The organism is Micromonospora sp. CNZ286, from assembly GCF_014207755.1.
In genome coordinates this window covers 3766726-3784802 of the sequence record NZ_JACHIZ010000001.1, presented here as the reverse complement: position 1 = coordinate 3784802, position 18077 = coordinate 3766726, and the positions used below count along the sequence as shown (strand labels likewise).

General features: G+C 74.5%; 16 protein-coding genes. 4 read left to right on the top strand and 12 right to left on the bottom strand.

Features of this window, described 5'->3' with window-relative positions; genetic code table 11:
• Positions 1-3: 3 nt before the first annotated feature.
• A complete protein-coding gene (locus FHX31_RS17190) occupies positions 4-2229 on the bottom strand; it encodes a hypothetical protein (protein WP_184976763.1) in 2226 nt (741 codons plus the stop codon).
• 207 nt (positions 2230-2436) lie between these two features.
• Between FHX31_RS17190 and FHX31_RS17185 the strand changes: the two genes are divergently transcribed.
• Together FHX31_RS17185 and FHX31_RS17180 are read left to right on the top strand one after the other, a co-directional pair.
• Positions 2437-3339, top strand: coding sequence for a redoxin family protein (locus FHX31_RS17185; RefSeq protein ID WP_013477201.1), 903 nt, complete (start codon positions 2437-2439; stop codon positions 3337-3339).
• 22 nt (positions 3340-3361) lie between these two features.
• Complete coding sequence (locus FHX31_RS17180) at positions 3362-4591, top strand: epoxide hydrolase family protein (protein ID WP_013477200.1); 1230 nt, start codon at positions 3362-3364, stop codon at positions 4589-4591.
• A 57-nt stretch (positions 4592-4648) separates the two neighbouring features.
• On the opposite strand, the gene FHX31_RS17175 is transcribed toward FHX31_RS17180, so the two are convergent.
• Both FHX31_RS17175 and FHX31_RS17170 read right to left on the bottom strand, forming a co-directional pair.
• Positions 4649-5614 (bottom strand): golvesin C-terminal-like domain-containing protein, encoded by a 966-nt coding sequence (locus tag FHX31_RS17175; RefSeq protein WP_013477199.1) that lies wholly within the window; start codon positions 5612-5614, stop codon positions 4649-4651.
• On the bottom strand, positions 5614-5766 hold the full coding sequence (locus FHX31_RS17170) for a hypothetical protein (RefSeq protein WP_013285768.1): 153 nt from the start codon (positions 5764-5766) through the stop codon (positions 5614-5616). Before FHX31_RS17170 ends, FHX31_RS17175 begins: the two co-directional genes overlap by 1 nt.
• A 210-nt stretch (positions 5767-5976) precedes the next feature.
• On the opposite strand from FHX31_RS17170, the gene FHX31_RS17165 reads away from it, so the two are divergent.
• Positions 5977-7260 carry a glycoside hydrolase domain-containing protein gene (locus tag FHX31_RS17165; RefSeq protein WP_184976762.1) on the top strand — a complete coding sequence of 428 codons (1284 nt, stop codon included), beginning with the start codon at positions 5977-5979 and terminating at the stop codon, positions 7258-7260.
• A gap of 56 nt (positions 7261-7316) precedes the next feature.
• On the opposite strand, the gene FHX31_RS17160 is transcribed toward FHX31_RS17165, so the two are convergent.
• Positions 7317-8207 (bottom strand): SGNH/GDSL hydrolase family protein, encoded by an 891-nt coding sequence (locus tag FHX31_RS17160; protein WP_184976761.1) that lies wholly within the window; start codon positions 8205-8207, stop codon positions 7317-7319.
• 399 nt (positions 8208-8606) lie between these two features.
• Here FHX31_RS17160 and FHX31_RS17155 point away from each other — a divergent pair, with 399 nt between their 5' ends.
• Positions 8607-9644: a hypothetical protein gene (locus tag FHX31_RS17155; protein WP_184976760.1), complete on the top strand. Its 1038-nt coding sequence runs from the start codon at positions 8607-8609 to the stop codon at positions 9642-9644.
• A 55-nt stretch (positions 9645-9699) separates the two neighbouring features.
• On the opposite strand, the gene FHX31_RS17150 is transcribed toward FHX31_RS17155, so the two are convergent.
• The 8 genes from FHX31_RS17150 to FHX31_RS17115 form a co-directional block, all read right to left on the bottom strand.
• Complete coding sequence (locus FHX31_RS17150; protein ID WP_114920135.1) at positions 9700-11550, bottom strand: AfsR/SARP family transcriptional regulator; 1851 nt, start codon at positions 11548-11550, stop codon at positions 9700-9702.
• Between the two features lie 103 nt (positions 11551-11653).
• Positions 11654-12610, bottom strand: a complete 957-nt coding sequence (locus FHX31_RS17145; RefSeq protein WP_030268846.1) for a Gfo/Idh/MocA family oxidoreductase — start codon at positions 12608-12610, stop codon at positions 11654-11656.
• Positions 12594-13481 (bottom strand): inositol monophosphatase family protein, encoded by an 888-nt coding sequence (locus FHX31_RS17140; protein WP_184976759.1) that lies wholly within the window; start codon positions 13479-13481, stop codon positions 12594-12596. The genes FHX31_RS17145 and FHX31_RS17140 overlap by 17 nt, the downstream gene beginning before the upstream one ends.
• A complete protein-coding gene (locus FHX31_RS17135) occupies positions 13478-14011 on the bottom strand; it encodes a flavin reductase family protein (protein WP_013477193.1) in 534 nt (177 codons plus the stop codon). Before FHX31_RS17135 ends, FHX31_RS17140 begins: the two co-directional genes overlap by 4 nt.
• Complete coding sequence (locus FHX31_RS17130) at positions 14011-15501, bottom strand: amino acid adenylation domain-containing protein (protein WP_184976758.1); 1491 nt, start codon at positions 15499-15501, stop codon at positions 14011-14013. Before FHX31_RS17130 ends, FHX31_RS17135 begins: the two co-directional genes overlap by 1 nt.
• Before the next feature lie 68 nt (positions 15502-15569).
• The gene (locus FHX31_RS17125; RefSeq protein WP_013477191.1) at positions 15570-16670 is read right to left on the bottom strand and encodes an acyl-CoA dehydrogenase family protein; all 1101 of its coding nucleotides are present in this window, start codon (positions 16668-16670) and stop codon (positions 15570-15572) included.
• A complete protein-coding gene (locus FHX31_RS17120) occupies positions 16663-17823 on the bottom strand; it encodes an acyl-CoA dehydrogenase family protein (RefSeq protein WP_013477190.1) in 1161 nt (386 codons plus the stop codon). Before FHX31_RS17120 ends, FHX31_RS17125 begins: the two co-directional genes overlap by 8 nt.
• Positions 17820-18074 (bottom strand): phosphopantetheine-binding protein, encoded by a 255-nt coding sequence (locus FHX31_RS17115; protein WP_013477189.1) that lies wholly within the window; start codon positions 18072-18074, stop codon positions 17820-17822. The genes FHX31_RS17120 and FHX31_RS17115 overlap by 4 nt, the downstream gene beginning before the upstream one ends.
• Positions 18075-18077: the final 3 nt, after the last annotated feature.

The following is an 18077-nucleotide window of genomic DNA, read 5'->3' as shown; positions in this document are numbered from 1 at the left end:
GCGTCACGGTCCGGTGGCGCGCAGCCGCCCGGCCAGGTCCCGCACCGTCTCGGCGTACGCCGGGTCGTCCTCGGACGGGAGGTGACCCTGGATCGGCGGCGGGACGCTGTCCCAGGCGGGCGCCACCAAACTCTCCGGATCCCGGAGACGGCGATCCACCGCCGCCTCCGGGCCGCTGACGCGGGCCGGCTCGTCCGCGCGGTGTGGGGAGAAGATCCATCCGCCCAGCGCGTCGGTGTCCCGCCACAGGTTGCGCCACCGCCACCCCAGCCGGCCGCCGATCCCGCGCAGCATCTCGTCGCCCACGTAGGCGGGGAACAACCGGGCGTAGAGCCGACGCAGCGGCGAGCTGTAGGTGAGCAGGGCGACCCGTGCGCTGATCTCCGCCGGCAGTTGCAGGACTGTCGCGGCGACGAGCACCGATCCGTGGCTGTAGCCGGAGAGCAGCACCCCGCTGCCGCTGTGCACCAGGTACGTGATCCGCCGGGCCAGCTCCGGCACGGCCCGCTCGGCGTAGCAGGGCGGTGCGAACGGGTGCGCCGCCCGGGGCCAGAACGTGGCCAGGTCGAAGAGCACGCCGACGTGGTGCCGGAACCCAGGGCTGCGGTAGGCGAAGACCCCTGCGAGGATGAGGGCCAGCACCGCCGCCGAGATCGCCACCCCGCCCACCTCGATGCCGAACATGACCAGCTCGGCCGGGACGTGCGTGCGGCGTTCCAGCGTCTCGCCCGGCTCGGGACGGACCAGCGCCATCGCGGTGGTCGCCGCGCCCGCCCCGGCCATGACGGCGAACAGCACCGCCAACGGCACCATCAGGTCGGTGAACCGGGCCCGGACGATCATCGTCCGGACCTGCCGCAGCCGCGGCGCCGCCTCGGCCGGCGGCGCCGGGAAGTCCCGCTCGACGATCGCCTGGGCGGCCCGTGTCCGGCCGCGCCGGGACACCAGCGCCACCACTGCGGCGGCCGCCAGCGTGACCAGCAACGCCCGGAAGAAACCGTAGATCGCCCAGGTGTACGCGCGCGCCGGACCCGGTATGTCGTCCGCCGGGGACACGCCCCGGTCCAGCAGGTCGGCGGTGCGCTGGACCAGCTCGGCGGAGTACGCGACCGCGAGCCCGCCCGCCGCCGCCGCGACCACGAGCGCGCCGAGCCCGTTCGGCGGCCGGTGGCCGCGTACCCGCAGGCGGTGCCAGAGCAGCACGGCACCCAGTGCGCCCAGCAGGACCGCGTGCGTCACCAGCAGCCAGGTCAGGATCGAGCCGTAGCCGGGCAGGCCCCCGCCGGTACGCCAGCGGGCCGGGGCGAACAGCAGGTACCCGGCCACCACGACGGTGAGCCCGACCGCTGTGGCGCGCAGCGCACGGGCGACCCGGTCACGTCGCGGGTCGGTGGGCGCCCGGTCGACGAGCGGCGGAACGCAGACCAGTACCACGCAGGCGAGCAGCACCGCGCCGGTGACCGCCAGCAGCGCCGCCACAGTGGGCGGGACACCCTGCGCGGCCCGGGCGGCCAGCAGACAGCCGTCGAGGGTGGCGAAGGCCGCCGCGATGTGGATCGAACGCAGCCGGCCCATCAGCGGCTCGGCGTCCCACTGGCCGATCGTGCTCAGCGGCGGCCCGGCGGACGCCCGCTCCGGCGCCCGGAACGCGGTGAACGAGCGACCCGGCCGCCGGGCGCCCCACCAGACCAGGCTCACCGCGGCGGCCGGGACCAGCGCCAGCACCACGAGCCGCAGCCCCACCGGCCGCCCGCCCATCCAGGACAGCCACTCCCGGTCGGCGATGCAGGCCGGGACGGACAGGCACTGCCAGGCCACCAGGTCCAGCGCCACCCCGGCGCCGGCGAGCACGTACAGCGCGGTCAGGCTCAACCCCAGCACCCGGCACAGCGCCCGCACGACCGCGCCGCCGACGGCGTCCCCCGGCCGCATCCACACGGCCACGTTGAGCAGCATGAAGGGCATCAGGAACAGCAGCGAGAGGGTACGCAGCGCGGTGCCGGACGGCAGGTCGTTCCACTGGTACGCCTCCAGCGTCACCCCGCCCGCCCCGTGCTCGTCGGCGTGTCCGTGACGGGGACGGTAGAAGCCGGCGCTGCGGTCACCCGCGACCTGCCGGACCAGCGGCCGGTCCAGCACCTCGGCGGCCCCGCCCGCGGAGACGCCGTGCACCCGCAGCTCCACCACCTCGCCCGACGGCGCCTGTGCCCGCCCTGGTCCAGCCGTCATCGACCCTCCGCGACGTCCCGGCCGCCCACGCCGCCTGCACGGCCCGCCCTCGGGTGGCGCAGCGTCCTACCCGGCCGGGCCGGGGGCAAACGCCCGCGGGCCGGGCGGGCGGCCCGTTCGAAGCCGCGCCCTCCGGGTAACCGCCGCCGGACGTACTCGGAAGGGAGCCCGCATGACCGGCACACCATCACCGCGCGGCGCGGCCGGATGACGGGGGCCGCGGTGGCGACCCGGCTGCCGCCGATCGACGTCCACCGGTGGGTGAACTCCGCGCCGCTGACGCCGCAGGAGCTGCGCGGACGCGTGGTCCTGGTGGACGTCTGGGAGTACACCTGCGTGAACTGGATCCGTACCGCCCCGTACGTGCGGGCCTGGCACCGCGACTACCGCGACCTGGGGGTCACGGTGATCGGCGCGCACGCGCCGGAGTTCGCGTTCGGCCGGCTTCCGGAGAACATCGACCGGGCGATCCGCGACCACGGGCTCACCTACCCGATCGCGATCGACGACGACTACACGTTCTGGCGGGCCCTGCGCAACGACGCCTGGCCGGCCAGGTACCTCTTCGACGCCGACGGGCGGCTGGCCGACCGCTGGATCGGCGAGGGCGGCTACGACCGGACCGAGGCGCTGATCCGGCGGCTGGTCGAGGCCGCCACGCCCACGCCCGCGCTGCCGCCGGTCACCGCGGAGGTGACCGCGTTCGTGACCAGCCCGCAGCCCACGTACGCCGGGATCACCCCGGAGACCTACCTCGGCGCCGACCGGGGTGTTCCCGGCACGTACGCGCTGACCGGCGACTGGCGGGTCGAGGGCGAGTACGTCGAGACGGGCAGTGCCGGGGCGGAACTGGTCCTGCCGTTCACCGCCGGTGAGGTGAACCTGGTGGCCGACCCGGGACCGGAGGGACCGGCAGCGGTTCGGGTGCTGCTGGACGGGAAACCGGCCGGTGACGCGCGCGGCGCCGACGTGGACCCGGACGGCACGGCCGTCGTCGACCGGGCCGCGATGATCCGGCTGGTGGACGGCGCGACGCCGGGGGAGCACCGGCTCACCCTGCGCGCCGAGCGGTCCGGTCTCCGCGCGTACGTCTTCACGTTCGGTCCCTGACCCGACCCGAGGAGGACAACCCGTGGCCGTCAAGACCATGACGCCGACGCGTACCGCCGCCGGCATCCGCGACTTCCGCGTCGACGTGCCGGAGGCGGACCTGGAGGACCTGCGGAACCGGATCGCGGCCACCCGCTGGCCGGAACGGCAGACCGTGGACGACCAGTCGCAGGGCGTCCCGCTGGAGACCAGCCAGGCGCTCGCCCGCTACTGGGCCACCGGGTACGACTGGCGCAAGGTCGAGGCGCGGCTCAACGACCTGCCGAACTTCGTCACCGAGATCGACGGCCTGGACATCCACTTCATCCACGTACGCTCGCCGCACCCCGACGCGCTGCCGCTGATCGTCACGCACGGCTGGCCCGGGTCGGTGATCGAACAGCTGAAGATCATCGGTCCGCTCACCGACCCGACGGCGCACGGCGGCCACGCCTCGGACGCGTTCCACCTGGTGATCCCGTCGATGCCCGGCTACGGCTTCTCCGGCAAGCCGGACCGGCCCGGCTGGGATCCGCAGCACATCGCCCGCGCCTGGACCGAACTGATGCGGCGGCTGGGCTACACCCGGTTCGTGGCCCAGGGTGGCGACTGGGGCGCGCTGATCACCGACATGCTCGGCGTGCAGGCGCCGCCGGAACTGGCCGGCATCCACACGAACATGCCGTGCGTGGTGCCGCCGGACATCGACGCGCTGTTGCAGACCGGCATCACCGGCGTGAACAACCCCCTCGCCGACCTGCCGTCCGGGCTCTCGGCCGAGGAACGGGCCGCCTGCGAGCGGATCGACTTCTTCTGGAAGCACTCCGCGTACGCGCTGATCATGACCACCCGCCCGGAGACCCTGACCGCGCTCGCCGACTCGCCGGTCGGGCTGGCGACGTTCATGCTCGACCACGACGCCGCGAGCCTGGACCTGATCTGCGCCGCGTTCGCCGGCCGGCCCGGCGGCCTGAGCCGTGACGACATCCTGGACAACGTCACGCTCTACTGGCTCACGAACACGGGTGTGTCCTCGGCCCGGCTCTACGCACAGAACGCGCTGTCGTTCTTCGCCGCCAAGGGCGTGCAGGTCCCGGCCGCGGTGAGCCAGTTCCCGGACGAGATCCTGCTCGCGCCGCGCAGCTGGGCCGAGCGGGCGTACCCGAACCTGATCCACTACAACACGCTCGACCGGGGCGGGCACTTCGCCGCCTGGGAGCAGCCGGAGCTGTTCGCCCAGGAGATGCGGGCCGCCTTCCGGTCGCTGCGCTGACCGACGGCGGACGCGGCCGGGTGGGGCGCCCACCCGGCCGCGTCGGTACGCCCGGGGTCAGACCTCGGTCAGCCGGACCGCGTCGGCGATGACCAGGCCGGCGGCGGAGCTCCATCGGCTGACCGCGACGCGGTTGGCGTCCCCGGCCGGCAGCGTGAACGTGCCGAGCGAGCGCCACTGCCCGCCGGTCGCCCGCTGGTCGACCACTACCGTCCGGTTGCCGGTGGTGGTGGCGACGACGTACGGCGTGGCCGCGTTGTAGCCCGCGTTCGCCGGCCACCACGCCTCGACCCGGTAGTTGCCGGTGCGGGGAACGTTGAACTTGTACCAGGCCGCGTCGCTCGCGGCGACCGGGTCCGCGTAGCGGTAGTCGGCGCCGTAGCGCTGCCCGGAGTACGTCGAGGTGCCCCAGCTCGCGCTCGCGGTGAACCGGCCCGCCGTCGCGTTGTCCACGATCGACGTCCAGCCGGTGCCACCGCCGGCCATCTTGGCGGCCACGTCGGCGCGCATCGTGTTCAGGTCGATGAAGGACGGGTCGATCTTGCCGGTGGTGCTGGTCTCCCGGTGGCCGCGGGCGTAGCTGGAGTCCCGGCCGAGCCGCTTGAGCACGGCGGCGGTGGCCGCGATGCTCGCGTTGTACTGGGCGGTGGTCATCCGCTGGTCGACACCGTTGTAGTCGATCTCCCACCCGATCATCAGGGTGTTGCCGTCCCCGGCCGGGATCGGGCCGCTGCCGCCGCTGGTGCCGGCGTGGTTGCACCGGCCGGCGGAGATCACGTGGAACACGCCGTGGTAGTCCACCAGCGCCTGGCAGAGCGGGCCGGGCAGGTCGGACCGGCCGTTGATGCAGATGTTCAGCGCCGGGTGCGGGTTGGTGGCGCTGGACGTGGCGGCGGTGTGGTGCCAGAGCACGCCGATCGGGTCGAACGAGCCGGAGCGCATCCGGTTGAGCCAGTCGCCCTCGACCACGACCTGTACGCCGGCGCCACGCAGCACGTCCACCAGCCAGGGAATGGTGGCCATCACTGCTCCCCGAGCAGGTCGGCGAGGCACTCGGCCTTCGGCGCGGCGTGCGCCGTACCGGGACGGACGGCCACCGCGAGGGCGGCGGCCACCAGGGCGGGTACGCCGAGCAGACCTCGGCGTCGCAGACGGGGGGATCGTGACGTGGGCATGGCGCTCCTCGGGTGACGGCGCTTCACCGATCGACGGATGTGAGTGCGGGCACGCTATACCGGCATCTGCCGTTCTGTCGATACCCTTCAATGATCGTTTCCGTCGTGAAAACTTTCGCCATCATCATCTGTCGTCATCCGTCGATGCGTGGTAGAAATCCTGCCCAAGTCTCGCCGTCGAGCGAGGAATCCTTCACAGGAGGGGCGCCGATGAGAGCGATCGCCACGGCCCTGACACTTCTCGCCGTGCTCGCGGCCGCGGCCGTACCGGCGCAGGCTTCGGCCGTCCCGGCCCGCGCCGGGACACCGGCTGTCGCCGAGCCGCAGCCCGCCGCCGGGACAGCGGCCACCGTCGCCGCGGTCGGCCCGCAGCCCGGCACCTTCACCGGCAAGGGCTTCGACACCTGCACCGCGCCGTCGCAGGCCGCGATGGACGCCTGGCTGACCGCGTCGCCGTACCGCGCGGTCGGCGTCTACATCAGCGGCGGCAGCCGGACGTGCGCCCAACCCAACCTGACCGCGACCTGGGTCGCCGACCAGACCCGCAAGGGCTGGCGGCTGATCCCCATCGAGCTGGGCTACCAGGCGCCGTGCGGCACCCGTATGCCGAAGATGTCCGCCGACCCGGCCACCGCCCGCGGGCAGGGGAGGACCGCGGCGGACAGCGCGGTCGCCGCGGCGGTGGCGCTCGGCATCGGCACGGGCAGCACGCTCTACAACGACATCGAGCAGTACCCGTCGAACGCGAGCTGCCGGGCCGCGGTGCTCTCCTTCCTCTCCGGCTGGGTCGAGCGCCTGCACACGCGCGGCTACCTCGCCGGCATGTACTCCAGCGGCTCGTCCGGCATCACCGACGTCTGCGCCGCCTACCACGACACCCGGTACCTGCGCCTGGACCAGATCTGGATCGCCTGGTGGAACGGCGTCGCGGACACCGACGGGGGCACGTACTGCGCCGACGACCGCTACGCCGACCAGCAGCGCCTGCACCAGTACGCCGGGGACGTCACCGAGACGTGGGGCGGCGTGACCATGAAGATCGACCGCAACTACCTGGACGTACGGGCCGGCACCCCGCCCGCGACGTGGAGCGTCACAGTCGACAACGCCACGTCGGGCGGGTTCAGCGCGGGCGCCGCCTGGGGCACCTCCGCGTACTCCGGGCAGCGCTACGGCGCCGACTACCGCTTCGCCGCGCCGGTGGCGTCCAGCGACGTGGCCTGGTTCCGGGCGAGCCTGCCCGCGACCGGCTCCTACGAGGTGTCGGTGTGGTACCCGGCCGACCCCGGCTACAACGACCGCACCCCGTACCTGGTGGCCACCACGACCGGCAACCGGTCGGTGGCGGTCGACCAGCGCACCGGCGGCGGGCGCTGGGTCTCGCTCGGCGTGTTCACGCTCCCCGCCGGGACCGGCGACAAGGTCGGGGTGAGCCGCTGGAGCGCCGGCACCGGGTACGTGGTCGCCGACGCGGTCCGCATCACCCGGGCGTGAGGCCGCACGCCGGTGAGCCGGTCCCGCCCGAGCGGGACCGGCTCACCCGGGCCGGGTCAGCTCAGGTGCGCCAGCAGGGCGGTGGCCATGCCCTGCTCTCCCCGGGCGTTGGGGTGGAACGGCGCGGCGGCGTTCTGCGGCACCAGCCCCTCCACCCAGCGGGTGCCGCTGCTCTTGCACGAGTCCCGGCCGATCGACGGGGTGTAGACGTCGGCGTAGTTCGCGCCGCCTGCCGCCGCCGTGTCGGCCAGCATCGTGTTGAGCGCCTTCTGGACGCCGCGCAGGTACGGCACGTCCTGGTAGGCGATCGGCACCACCGGCCAGCAGCCGTATCCGCTGTCGGGCAGGATCGCCGGGTACCCGAGCACCACCACGCGCGCGTTCGGGGCGGCCTGGCGGACCGCCCGCAGCACCGCCGTCACCTTCGGCGCGGTCGCGGCGATCCGGGCCCGCAACTGGTCGGTGCCGCCCGCGGTGAACCGGTTCTTGCAGGGCGAGCCGAGCGGGCTGCTCACGCTCGCCTCGGCGCAGTCGCTGATGATGCCGGAGAAGCCGATGTCGTTGCCGCCGATCTGGACGGTCACCAGCGCGGTGGCCGGCGTGACGGCGTTGACCTGCGGCGGCAGCGCGATGCCCAGCGCCCCGTCGCCGCCGTACAGGATGTCCTCGGTGGTGGCTCCGGAGCAGCTCACGTCGGCGAACGACGAGGAGCCGGCGGACGCCGCCACCAGGGACGGGTAGTTGCGGTTGGAGCGCAGGCAGTTCAGGTCGACCTGGGTGGGCACGAGCGGTGCGGAGGTGTAGGAGTCGCCGAGCGCGACGTAGCGACCGGCGGGCGCGGCGGCGACGGCGGGTGCGGCGGCGGTGAGCAGCATGCCGGCGGCGGCCGCGACGAGCGCGGTCATCCGGCCGGCGGTCCGCAGGAGCGGCAGGCGGGGACGGTTCATGGGGCCCTCCCGGAGGGGTCCTGGTGGTGGTGCTGGGATTCTGTCCGCGCCTGTGACGTGCGTCAATATCGATGAACCTCATTAAATGACGGTCCAGGATGTGGTCCGCCGCCGTCCGGCCGAGCGGCCGGAGGTGTCGCGTACATCACACTTTTCGGCGTCGCCGATGTCGGGTACGGGTCGGTCGCCGATCGGTCGATCCGTTGCGTCCCAACGGTCCCCGGCCCGTCACGCCTGATGGGCGGCCGGATGCCGGATCCGGGCACGTACGCACCGGAGTGACCCCGGCACGGCTGGTGAAGAACGTATCGAATGTCGGCGATCGTGAATTTGCAGGCGTCATTACGCTGCGGGGTGGTTGATCGCCGGAACCACGGACGACAGGTGGAAGAACCTCAGATGAGTGACAATCACCCTCCCTACGGAGGCTATCCGGACCCGAACGCCGGAGCGTGGGGCAACCAGCCCGACCCGAACGCCCCGTACGGCGCGCAGCCGGCCTCCGGTGCGCCCTACGGTTCGCAGCCGGCGTCGGGTGCGCCCTACGGTTCGCAGCCGGCGTCGGGCGCCCCATACGGCGCCCAGCCCGCGTCGGGTGCGCCGTACGGTACCCAGCCCGGGTCGGGTGCGCCGTACGGCGCGCAGCCCGCGGCGCCGTTCCCCGGGCAGCCGGGCTACCCCGGGCCGGCGCCGTACGCGCCCACCCCGCCGCCCCCGAGCGGAGGCAAGAGCAAGGGGCTCATCGTCGGCCTCGCCGCGGGCGCGGTCACGCTGACGCTGCTGTGCTGCGGCGGCGGGCTCGCCTACGTCGCCTTCAACGGCGACGAGGAGGACCCGAAGCCGGTGGCGTCGGGCAGCGCCACCCCCGGGCCGGACACCAGCCCGTCCGCGACCCCCAGCGCGGACGGCCCGGAGTCGACCGGGCCGGACGGGCCCTCCAACAACAACTCGATCACCGCGCGGTACGCCAGCGAGATGTCGGCGGTCTGCGACGGGGGAGCGATCCTCAACGCCGCCCCGTACACCGCGCCGGCGGGCTCGAAGGCGTACGTCTTCTCCAACTCCCCGGACCGGCCGTCGTTCTGGTCGCAGAAGACGGTCAGCTCGGCCAAGCCGTACTACGCGAAGTCGGCCGACTTCGCCACGGTGTCGGTCATCGGCTGCCTCAAGATGGTCGAGGGCAGCGAGGGCACGCCGAAGAAGTGCCAGTACAAGAACAGCGAGGACAAGGTCGTCACCGTCGACTACATCTCCTCGCGGTACACCCTGACCTTCCACGCCGCCAAGACCGGCGAGAAGGTCGGCGACGGCGGCACGGTGACCGCGCCCGCCGCCCGGTGCCCGAGCTTCATCTCCTACAACAAGGTGACGATGAAGTCGTACGCGTCGCCGGACAGCGGCACCATCGAGGCCGCGCTGGACCGCTTCCTCAAGTAACGACACCCGGATCGCGGTGTGCGGGTCTCACCGACCCGCACACCGCGATCGGTGTTCAGGCCGGAAGCGGCCGGCCGTGCGTCTCCACGCACTCGCGGGCGAAGAGCCGCAGCAACTCCGGCAGATGGAAGCGCTCGGCCGGGGCGCAGGAGTCGACCGGCACCAGCAGGTTGTGCTGGATGAGGTGCTCCACCATCCGGTTGGCCTGCTGCCGGGGCAGGCGCAGGATCTCCACCGCGCTGGCCGGGGTGATGAACGAGTCGGCGCGGGCCAGCGCGTGCAGCGCCAAGCGGGCGTCGACGTCCAGCGCCTGGTAGCTGACCGACAGGCTGCCGCGCACCGAGATGTCCCCGACCGCCAGCTCCGACAGCCGGTTCTCCTCGTCCTCCAGGTGCGCGGCGAAGCCGGGCAGGGCCACGTCGGGCTGGGTGACGAGCCGGCTGCCGACGATCCGCAGCGCCAGTGGCAACCGGTCGCAGGCCGCGGCGATCCGGCCGAACACCTCCGGCTGCTCACGTACCCGGCGCTCGCCCGCGATCGTGGCCAGCAGCTCCACCGCGTCGGCCCGGTCGAGCGCGCCGAGCGTCAACCGCCAGCCCACGTCCAGGTCCAGCAGGCGCTGCCGGCTGTTGATCAGGACCAGGCTGCGGCCCGCCCCGGGCAACAGCGGGCGCACCTGCTGCGCGCAGTCGACGTCGTCGATGATGAGCAGCAGCCGCCGGCCGGCGAGCGCGCACCGCAGCACGGCGGAGCGCTCCCGGATGTCCTCGGACACGTCGGTCAGCGGTACGCCCAGCTCGACCAGCAGCTCCCGGATCAGCTCCCCGCTGCCGCGCGGCGGCTCGTCGCCGCTGTCGAAGCTGACGAAGAGCTGACCGTCGGGAAAGAGGTCGGCCAGGTCGTACCCGCTGCTCACCGAGAACGACGACTTGCCGACGCCCGGCGCGCCGGAGACGAGCACGACACCGGCGTGCTCGTCGGCGCCGGCCGGGTCGGCGATCCCCTCGGCGATGGCGCGCAGCTGGCCCGCAGTGGTGTCCCGGCCGACCAGGGACGGCGGCTTCATCGGCAGGGCCTGCGGGCTGGTCGGCGGGCCGGGCGGCGACACGGGCCCGGCGCCGAGGGCCGTGGTCCGGCCGGACGGTGGGCGGACCTCGGCGGAGTCCGCGTCCAGCGCGGTCTGGAGGGCGCCCTGGAGCGTGGGGCCGGGGTCGACGCCCAGCTCGTCGATGATGCCGCGCCGGGCCTGCTGGTACGCGGCCAGCGCCTCGGCCACGCGCCCCTCCCGCGTCAGCGCGGTCACCAGCTGCGCCTGCCGTCGTTCGTCGAGCGGCTCCTCGGCCACCATCCGGCGCAGCGACGGGATGACCCGCGCCGGCTGCCCCAGCCGCAGGCGCAGGTCGATCAGCTCCGTCGTCATCTCCCGGTGCTGCTCCCGTAGTGCCGTGACGGTCGCGCCCAGGTCGGTGCCCAGATCCGTCAGGTCCTCCAGCGGGTGCCCGCCCCACAGGTCGACCGCCCGGTCGAACAGGTCGGCGGCGGCCTGCGGCCGGTCGCTCCGGGCGGCCCGGCGGGCCTCGTCGGCGAGCCGACGGAACCGCAGCAGGTCCAGCTCGTCCTCGTCGACCCGCAGGTGGTAGCCGGTGCCGTCGTGGACCAGCCGGCCGGCCGAGTCACCGCCGCGGTCCAGCGTCTGCCGCAACCGGTGCACGTACGTGCGCAGGTTGCGTACCGCCGACGCGGGCGGCGACTCCGGCCAGAGGCCGTCGACCAGCCGGGAGGTGGCGACCGTGCGCCCCGGACTCAGCAGCAGCACGGCGAGCAGGAGGCGGGGCTTGGTGCCGGTCAGCATGACGGGGCGGTCGCCCGCGTACAGGCTCAACGGACCGAGAACACTGAACCGCATGGATGTCGTCCCCCGCTCTGGCGCACCGTCCACAGTGTGGTGTGTAAGGCTGGGTTTCCCACCTTCGGCCGGGGAATGCATCGCTCCCAGATGGTGCAAGTAATCACTGATCGGTGTGTACTTCGTGACCCGGAGTCAGTTGCGCCGTCGCCCGCCGCGCCGCGTCGAGCACCGCCACCGCGTCCGTCACCCCGGCGCCCGCCGACCGGCCCTCCCGGACCAGCACGGCGAAGTCCTCCGCCTGGCGGGCCAGGGCCGCGTACATGGTGGCGTCCCCGTCGGCCGGGTCGAGGAAGGCCAGCCGCTCGTGGTCGCGGGTGCCGAAGACCTCCACCGTCGCCATGTCGCCGCCGCGGTGGTGCCGGCCGAGCGAGACCAGCGCGGTGCCGCCGCCGGACAGGCCGAGCAACGCCTGCGCGCTGTCCACGTCCCGGCCGCGTACCGCCGGGTCGGTTACCGGACCGGCCGGCTGCACCGCGACCCGGTCGATCTCCTGCCCGGTCAGCCACCGGATCTGGTCGAACTCGTGCACGCCCATGTCCACGAAGATCCCGCCGCTGCCGGTGCGGAACGCCGCCGCGGGCGGCTCGCCGTCCCACTGCGCCGCGGCCACGAACAGCACCTCGCCGAGTTCGCCGCCGGCGATCCGCTCCCGCAGCCGGCACAGCTGCGGGACGAACCGGCGCCAGTAGGCGACCTGGAACGGGATCCCGGCGGCGGCGGCGACCCGCCCCGCCTCGGCCGCCCCGGCCGGGTCGAGCCCGGCCGGCTTCTCGCACAGCACCGGCAGCCCGGCCTTGGCGGCGGCCGCGACCAGCGCGCCGTGCCGCCCGGTGGGCGCGGTCACCAGGAGACCGTCCGGCGCGGCGTCCGCGAGCAGGTCCTCCACGCTCGGGTACGCGGGCAGCCCGGCCGCGGTGACCGCCTCCCGTGCCGCCGGAACCGGATCGACCACGTACCGGATCCGGACGCTCCGGTGGTCGGCCAGGGCGCGCAGGTGGTGGTGGCCCATCCGGCCCGCCCCCACCAGCGCCAGCCGGAACTCATCGCTGCCCGTCATCGTCGGTTCCCCTCTCCTCGTCGGTGTCGGTGTCATCGGTGCCGTCGCGGCCGTCGATGGTGTCGCGGCCGTCCGTACCGTCGTCGCCCAGCCAGCCGGCCAACGCGGCCACCACAGCCGGCGCTCCGGTGCCGAAGACCTCGAACCCGTCGTGGCGCCACCGCCGGCTCACCCCGCCGGCGGCCTCGACCAGCGCCGCGCCGGCCGCGATGTCCCACGGCGCGGGGTCGAAGCTGACGAACGCGTCCAGCTCGCCGCGGGCCACGGCCGCCAGGTCGCAGACGGTGGAGCCGGTGTTGCGCAGGTCGGCGACCCGGGGCGCGACGCCGACGAGCGCCTGGTACGCCCGCCGTCGCGGCCCGGGCGCGTTCGGCACCGCGAACGCCACCAGGGCGTGCCCCGGCCGGGCCTCCCGGTTGACCGCGACCGGGGCGTCGCCGTCGAGCGCGCCGCCGTCGTCGAGCACCAGGCAGGCGCCGGTGGCCGGTTGCAGGACGGTGGCCGCGACCACCTGGCCGTCGCCCACGTCGCAGCCGGTCGCCACCGCGATGCTCACCGCGTACCGGCTCGCACCGTGGCTGAAGTTCAGCGTGCCGTCGAGCGGGTCGACGATCCAGCGCAGCCCGGAGCAGCCGGCGCTGGCACCGGACTCCTCGGCCAGGACGGCGTCCTGCGGCCGGTCCCGGGCGAGCAGGCCGAGGATGGCCCGCTCGCTGGCGTGGTCGGCGGTGGTCACCGGGTCCTGGGCCGCGCCGCCCTTGTGTTCGGTCCGGAAGCCCCGGCCCCGCGCCTCGCGGATCGCGTCCGCCCCGGCCCGCGCCGCGCGCAGGCTCAGGTGGCGCAGGTCGCCGGGAGCGGCGCCGATGCTCATCGCGCCACCTGCGCTTCCCGCGGCGCGGCGACCTTTGCGTAGTCGCCGTCCACGAACAGCAGTGGCGGGGTCGGCCGGAGCAGGCCCGCCGAGCGGACCGCGCCCATCAGTACCGCGTGGTCCCCGGCCGGGTCGGCGGAGACCGCCTCGCAGCCGAAGTACGCCACCCCGTCGGTCAGCCGCGGGCAGCCGGTCGCCCGCTCGTCGTCGTAGGCCACACCCGCGAAGCCGTCGGCGCCCGCCGGGCGGCCCCGGCTGGCGAACCAGGCCGCCTCCTCGCGCTGGTCGTCGCCGAGCACAGTCACCGCGAACCGGCCGGTACGACGCACCGCGCCGAGCAGCCGGCAGTCCCGCCGCAGGCAGACCAGCAGCATCCGGGGCGACAGCGACACGGTGGTGAACGAGTTGACGGTCATCCCCACCGGGCCGTCGGGCCCGACGGCGGTCGCCACCGCCACCCCGGTGGCGAAGCGCCCGGCCACCGACCGGAACGCCCGCTCCTGGTCCTGTCCGTTCCCTGTGCCGGTCATCACCGTGCTCCTCTCGTCGCGCTGCCGACCAGGTCGGCGGCCCGCCGCCGGTCGGTCTTGCCGTTGGCGTTCGTGGGCAGCGCGGCCACGTGGTGGATCCGCGCCGGCACCATGTAGGCGGGCAGGCGCTCGGCGCACCTGCGGGTCAGCTCGTCGGTGATCCCGGCGGCGCCGGTGTAGACCGCGCGCAGGGAGACGTCGTCGCCCGTGCCGAACGCCAGCACCACCGCGTCCTGCACCCCCGGGTGGCCGCGCAGGACCATCTCGATCTCGCCCAGCTCGATCCGGTAGCCGCGCAGCTTCACCTGGTCGTCCAGGCGCCCGTGGTGCACGAACGTGCCGTGCTCGCGGCGGACCCGGTCACCGGTGCGGTAGTACCGGCGGTCCGCGTACGTGACGAACCGGAACTCGTCGTCGGCCGGGTCGAGGTAGCCGTCGAACCGCTGCGGCCCGTGCACGCACAGCTCACCGTCGTCCACGCCGACGGTGCCGTCCTCGGCGCGCAGGATCGCGTCCAGCCCGGGGTGCGCGTCGCCGATCGGGACGGTGCCGTTGGAGGTCGCCGGCCAGGCCGCCGGATCCGCCGGCAGCCGGTGACCGGTGCACGTCACGGTCAGCTCGGTGGGACCGTAGAGGTTCTCCACCACGCTGCCCGGCGCCGCGTCGGCCCACGCCCGCGCCTGCTCCAGCGTCAGCGGCTCGCCGGCGAAGAGGCTGTGCCGCAGGCCGGGCATGGCGCCGGGGGAGAGCATCCGCATCCGGCGGGCCAGCGAGACCACCGAGGGCACCGAGAACCAGTGCGTGATCCGTCGTTCGTTGACGAACCGCACCGGCGTCAGTACCTCGTCCGGCTGCGGCACCACGAGCGTGGCGCCGCCGCCCCAGGCGACGAACATGTCGAACACGGACGGGTCGAAGGTCAGGTCGAAGGTCTGAGACAGCCGGTCACCCGGGTCGGCCGGGTAGCGGTCCCGGCAGTACGCGAGGAACGCGTCCACGTTGCGGTGCCGGACCGGCACGCCCTTGGGCCGCCCGGTCGAGCCGGACGTGAACAGCAGGTACGCCACGTCGTCCGGTGCCACCGGCGCGGCCGGCGGCGGGGCGGCGGGCGCGCCGTCGAGGCGTACCGTCACCGCGTCGCCCGCGACCTGGGCCGCGGTCGCCGCGCCCGCGTCGTCGACCACGAGCGCGTCCACGCCCGCGTCCCGGCACTGCCGGGCGGTGCGGGCCGGTGGGAAGGCCGGGTTGAGCGGCACCACCACCGCTCCGGCGCGCAGCGCGGCCAGATAACCGGCGTACGCGGGCAGGCTGCGGGCGGCCAGCAGGCCGACCGCACGCGGACGGTGGCCCACCTCGGCGTGGATCCGCCCGGCGAGGCCGTCGGCGAGGTCGCGCAGCCGGCGGTAGGTCACCGGCTCCCCGCCGACCTCCAGCGCGACCGCTTCGGGCACGCGTGCCACGGTCCGCTCGAACCAGGAGTAGAGACTCACGGCGTTGCTCCCTTCACTGTGCTGTCGTCGATCGGTCTTCCGGCGCCGCCGCACGCGGGACGCCGCGCTCAGGTCACCGCGCCCGCCAGTTCGTCGGCGTGGTCGGCGATGCCGGCGAGCATCGCGCCGGTGGCGCCACCGGCGATGCCGAACATGGCCGCCTCGGTGCGCAGCTGCGCCTCCCCGCCGTCGCGGAACGCGTCCGCGCCGCGCAGGCGCACCGCCTCGGCGGCGACCCGGTCCACGGTCTCGGCGGCGCTGACCTTGAGCAGCATCCCGGTGACCGCGGACGGGACGGCCGCCGGCGCGTCCAGCAGCGGCGCGCACAGCGCGTCGAGCTGGTGCGTGGCGACCAGGCACCGGGCGTACCGCTCGCGGACCGCCGGGCGGTCCCACAGCGTGCCCGTCCCGGCCGGCCGCCGCCGCAGCCAGTCGTGCAGGCCGGCAAGCATCCGGTGGCACATCGCCCGGGCCCACAGCGCTCCGGCGACCCGTTCGACGCCGACCTGCCGGGCGAACCCGGCCAGCGCCCGGCCGGGGCGGCCCAGCACGGCGTCCGGGTCGAGCGCGACGCCGGCGAAGCGCAGGTGGCCCACGCCGGATCCGGCGAACGCCCGGCCGGCGGACTCGGCAGTCACGCCGGGCGCGGCGGCGGGCACCAGCACCCAGCAGAAGCTGGTGAAGTGCCGCGCCTCGCGGTGCCGGGCCAGCACCAGCGCCGCATCGCAGCTCGTCGCGTTGGTGATCCAGTCCTTGCCGCCGTCCAGGACGGCGCCGTCGTCGCCGGGCTTCACCCCGGTCGTGGCGTCGAGCAGGTCCGAGCCCGACCCGGCGGCGTCGGTGACGGCCAGCGCCACCACCGTCTCGCCGCGCAGCATCCCGCGTCGCGCGGCGTCCGCCGGGCCGGTCGCGCCGGCCAGCAGCGGCAGCACTGTGGCGACCTGGACGCAGACCGACAGCGTCACGCCGAGCGGGCACCGGGCGTCCAGCTCGGTGAGCAACGCCGACAGCCGCCGGGGGTCCGGCTGGACGCCGTCCGGGTAGAGCGCCTCGATGATCCCGGCGACGCCCAGCGCGCGCCACACGGCGCCGGAATCGGTGGGGTCCACCCCGGACAGGGCCGCCCGCACCGCGGCGGCGTCGTCCCCGGCGGGCGTCGGCTCAGGCAAGACGCACCCCCGGGTCGCGCAGCGACAGCGCCCCGTTGGCCAGGCGCAGCCGGTCGTTGGCGTAGTTCAGCGAGGCCGAGCGCAGATCCCGGAAGGTGCGCTCCAGCGTCAGCGGCGAGTCGGTCAGGTAGCCGTGGCGCAGGCCGGTCAGCTCGACCAGCTCGTCGGCGGCGGCGAAGGACTCCTCGGCCGCCCGGATCTTCAACGTGTTGAGCAGCAGTTGCACCGGCGCCGCCGACATGTCCGGCGCGTCGGTGACCACCGAGACGGTGTGCCGCAGCAGCGCGTGCGCCGCGTCCAGCCGGGCGCGGATGCCGGCCAGCCGGAGCAGCACCAGCTCGGAGGAGGGGGCGAACTGCCGCCGTCCCGCCTCGCTGCGGGCGTGCCGCAGCACCCGGCCGTACGCCCCGGCCGCCGCCCCGATCCAGGCCGCCGACCAGCCCACGTGCGCCAGCGGCGCGAAGACCCGGGTGGCGATCTCCCGGAACCCGCCGTGCTCGCCGATGACCTGCCACTGCGGCACCGCGCCGCGCAGCCGCATCGGGACGCTGTGCGTGGCCCGCATGCCCAGCGGGCGCCACCCGCCGGTCACCTCGATCTCCACCTGGTCCCGGTCGGCGTAGACCAGGTCCACCTGGGCGGCGGAGCCGGCGCCCGGCGCGCGGGTGGTGATGAGGAAGGCGTCCGCGTACGGGCCGCCTGTCACGATCGGGGCCTGACGGTCGATCCGCAGCATCTCGCCGTCGTGCTCCAGCGCCGACTCGGAGGTCAGCAGGTGGCCGCCCTTGCCGGCCTCGGTGGTGACTGAGCCGAGATACCGCTCGCCCCGGGCCACCGCCGGCAGCACCTCGGCACGCAGCTTCTCCCCGCCGTACGCGGTGATCGCCGCGACCTGCTGGCAGTGCATGGCGAAGACCATCGCCACCGACATGTCCACCCGGCCCAGCGCCAGTGTGACGTCGACCAGGTCCGGCAGTGTCCCGCCGGCGCCGCCCTCGGCGGCCGGGACCAGCAGCCCCAGCAGCCCGGTACGGCGCATGGCGGCCAGGGCCTCGGTGGGGAAGGCGGCGTCCTCGTCGGACTGGCGGGCGTGCTCCGCCGCCACGTCGGCCACGGTCTCGACGGCCGGGGCGTACCCGGCGGTCGCGGTCATCGGGAACCACCGCCGACCGGGGCGCGCAGCTCCTCGACCACGCTCCACAGTCCACCGGCGGTGGCGAAGGTGGAGTCGACCAGCTTGTCGTCGGGCACGGCGACCCCGAACGTGTCCTCGATGGCGAACAGCAGCTCGATCTCGCGCATGGAGTCCAGGCCGAGGTCGCGCAGGCGGGCGTCCTCGGTGATCTCGTCCGGCCCGGCGAACTTGAGGAACGGGCGGAGCAGTTCGGTGAATTCGGCGTTCATGAC

Coding starts and splice junctions, on each gene's coding strand:
- FHX31_RS17170 (WP_013285768.1), bottom strand. CDS start 5,766: ATGCCCACGTCACGATCCCCCCGTCTGCGACGCCGAGGTCTGCTCGGC.
- FHX31_RS17145 (WP_030268846.1), bottom strand. CDS start 12,610: ATGACGGGCAGCGATGAGTTCCGGCTGGCGCTGGTGGGGGCGGGCCGG.
- FHX31_RS17140 (WP_184976759.1), bottom strand. CDS start 13,481: ATGAGCATCGGCGCCGCTCCCGGCGACCTGCGCCACCTGAGCCTGCGC.
- FHX31_RS17185 (WP_013477201.1), top strand. CDS start 2,437: ATGACGGGGGCCGCGGTGGCGACCCGGCTGCCGCCGATCGACGTCCAC.
- FHX31_RS17175 (WP_013477199.1), bottom strand. CDS start 5,614: ATGGCCACCATTCCCTGGCTGGTGGACGTGCTGCGTGGCGCCGGCGTA.
- FHX31_RS17165 (WP_184976762.1), top strand. CDS start 5,977: ATGAGAGCGATCGCCACGGCCCTGACACTTCTCGCCGTGCTCGCGGCC.
- FHX31_RS17190 (WP_184976763.1), bottom strand. CDS start 2,229: ATGACGGCTGGACCAGGGCGGGCACAGGCGCCGTCGGGCGAGGTGGTG.
- FHX31_RS17150 (WP_114920135.1), bottom strand. CDS start 11,550: ATGCGGTTCAGTGTTCTCGGTCCGTTGAGCCTGTACGCGGGCGACCGC.
- FHX31_RS17155 (WP_184976760.1), top strand. CDS start 8,607: ATGAGTGACAATCACCCTCCCTACGGAGGCTATCCGGACCCGAACGCC.
- FHX31_RS17160 (WP_184976761.1), bottom strand. CDS start 8,207: ATGAACCGTCCCCGCCTGCCGCTCCTGCGGACCGCCGGCCGGATGACC.
- FHX31_RS17135 (WP_013477193.1), bottom strand. CDS start 14,011: ATGACCGGCACAGGGAACGGACAGGACCAGGAGCGGGCGTTCCGGTCG.
- FHX31_RS17115 (WP_013477189.1), bottom strand. CDS start 18,074: ATGAACGCCGAATTCACCGAACTGCTCCGCCCGTTCCTCAAGTTCGCC.
- FHX31_RS17120 (WP_013477190.1), bottom strand. CDS start 17,823: ATGACCGCGACCGCCGGGTACGCCCCGGCCGTCGAGACCGTGGCCGAC.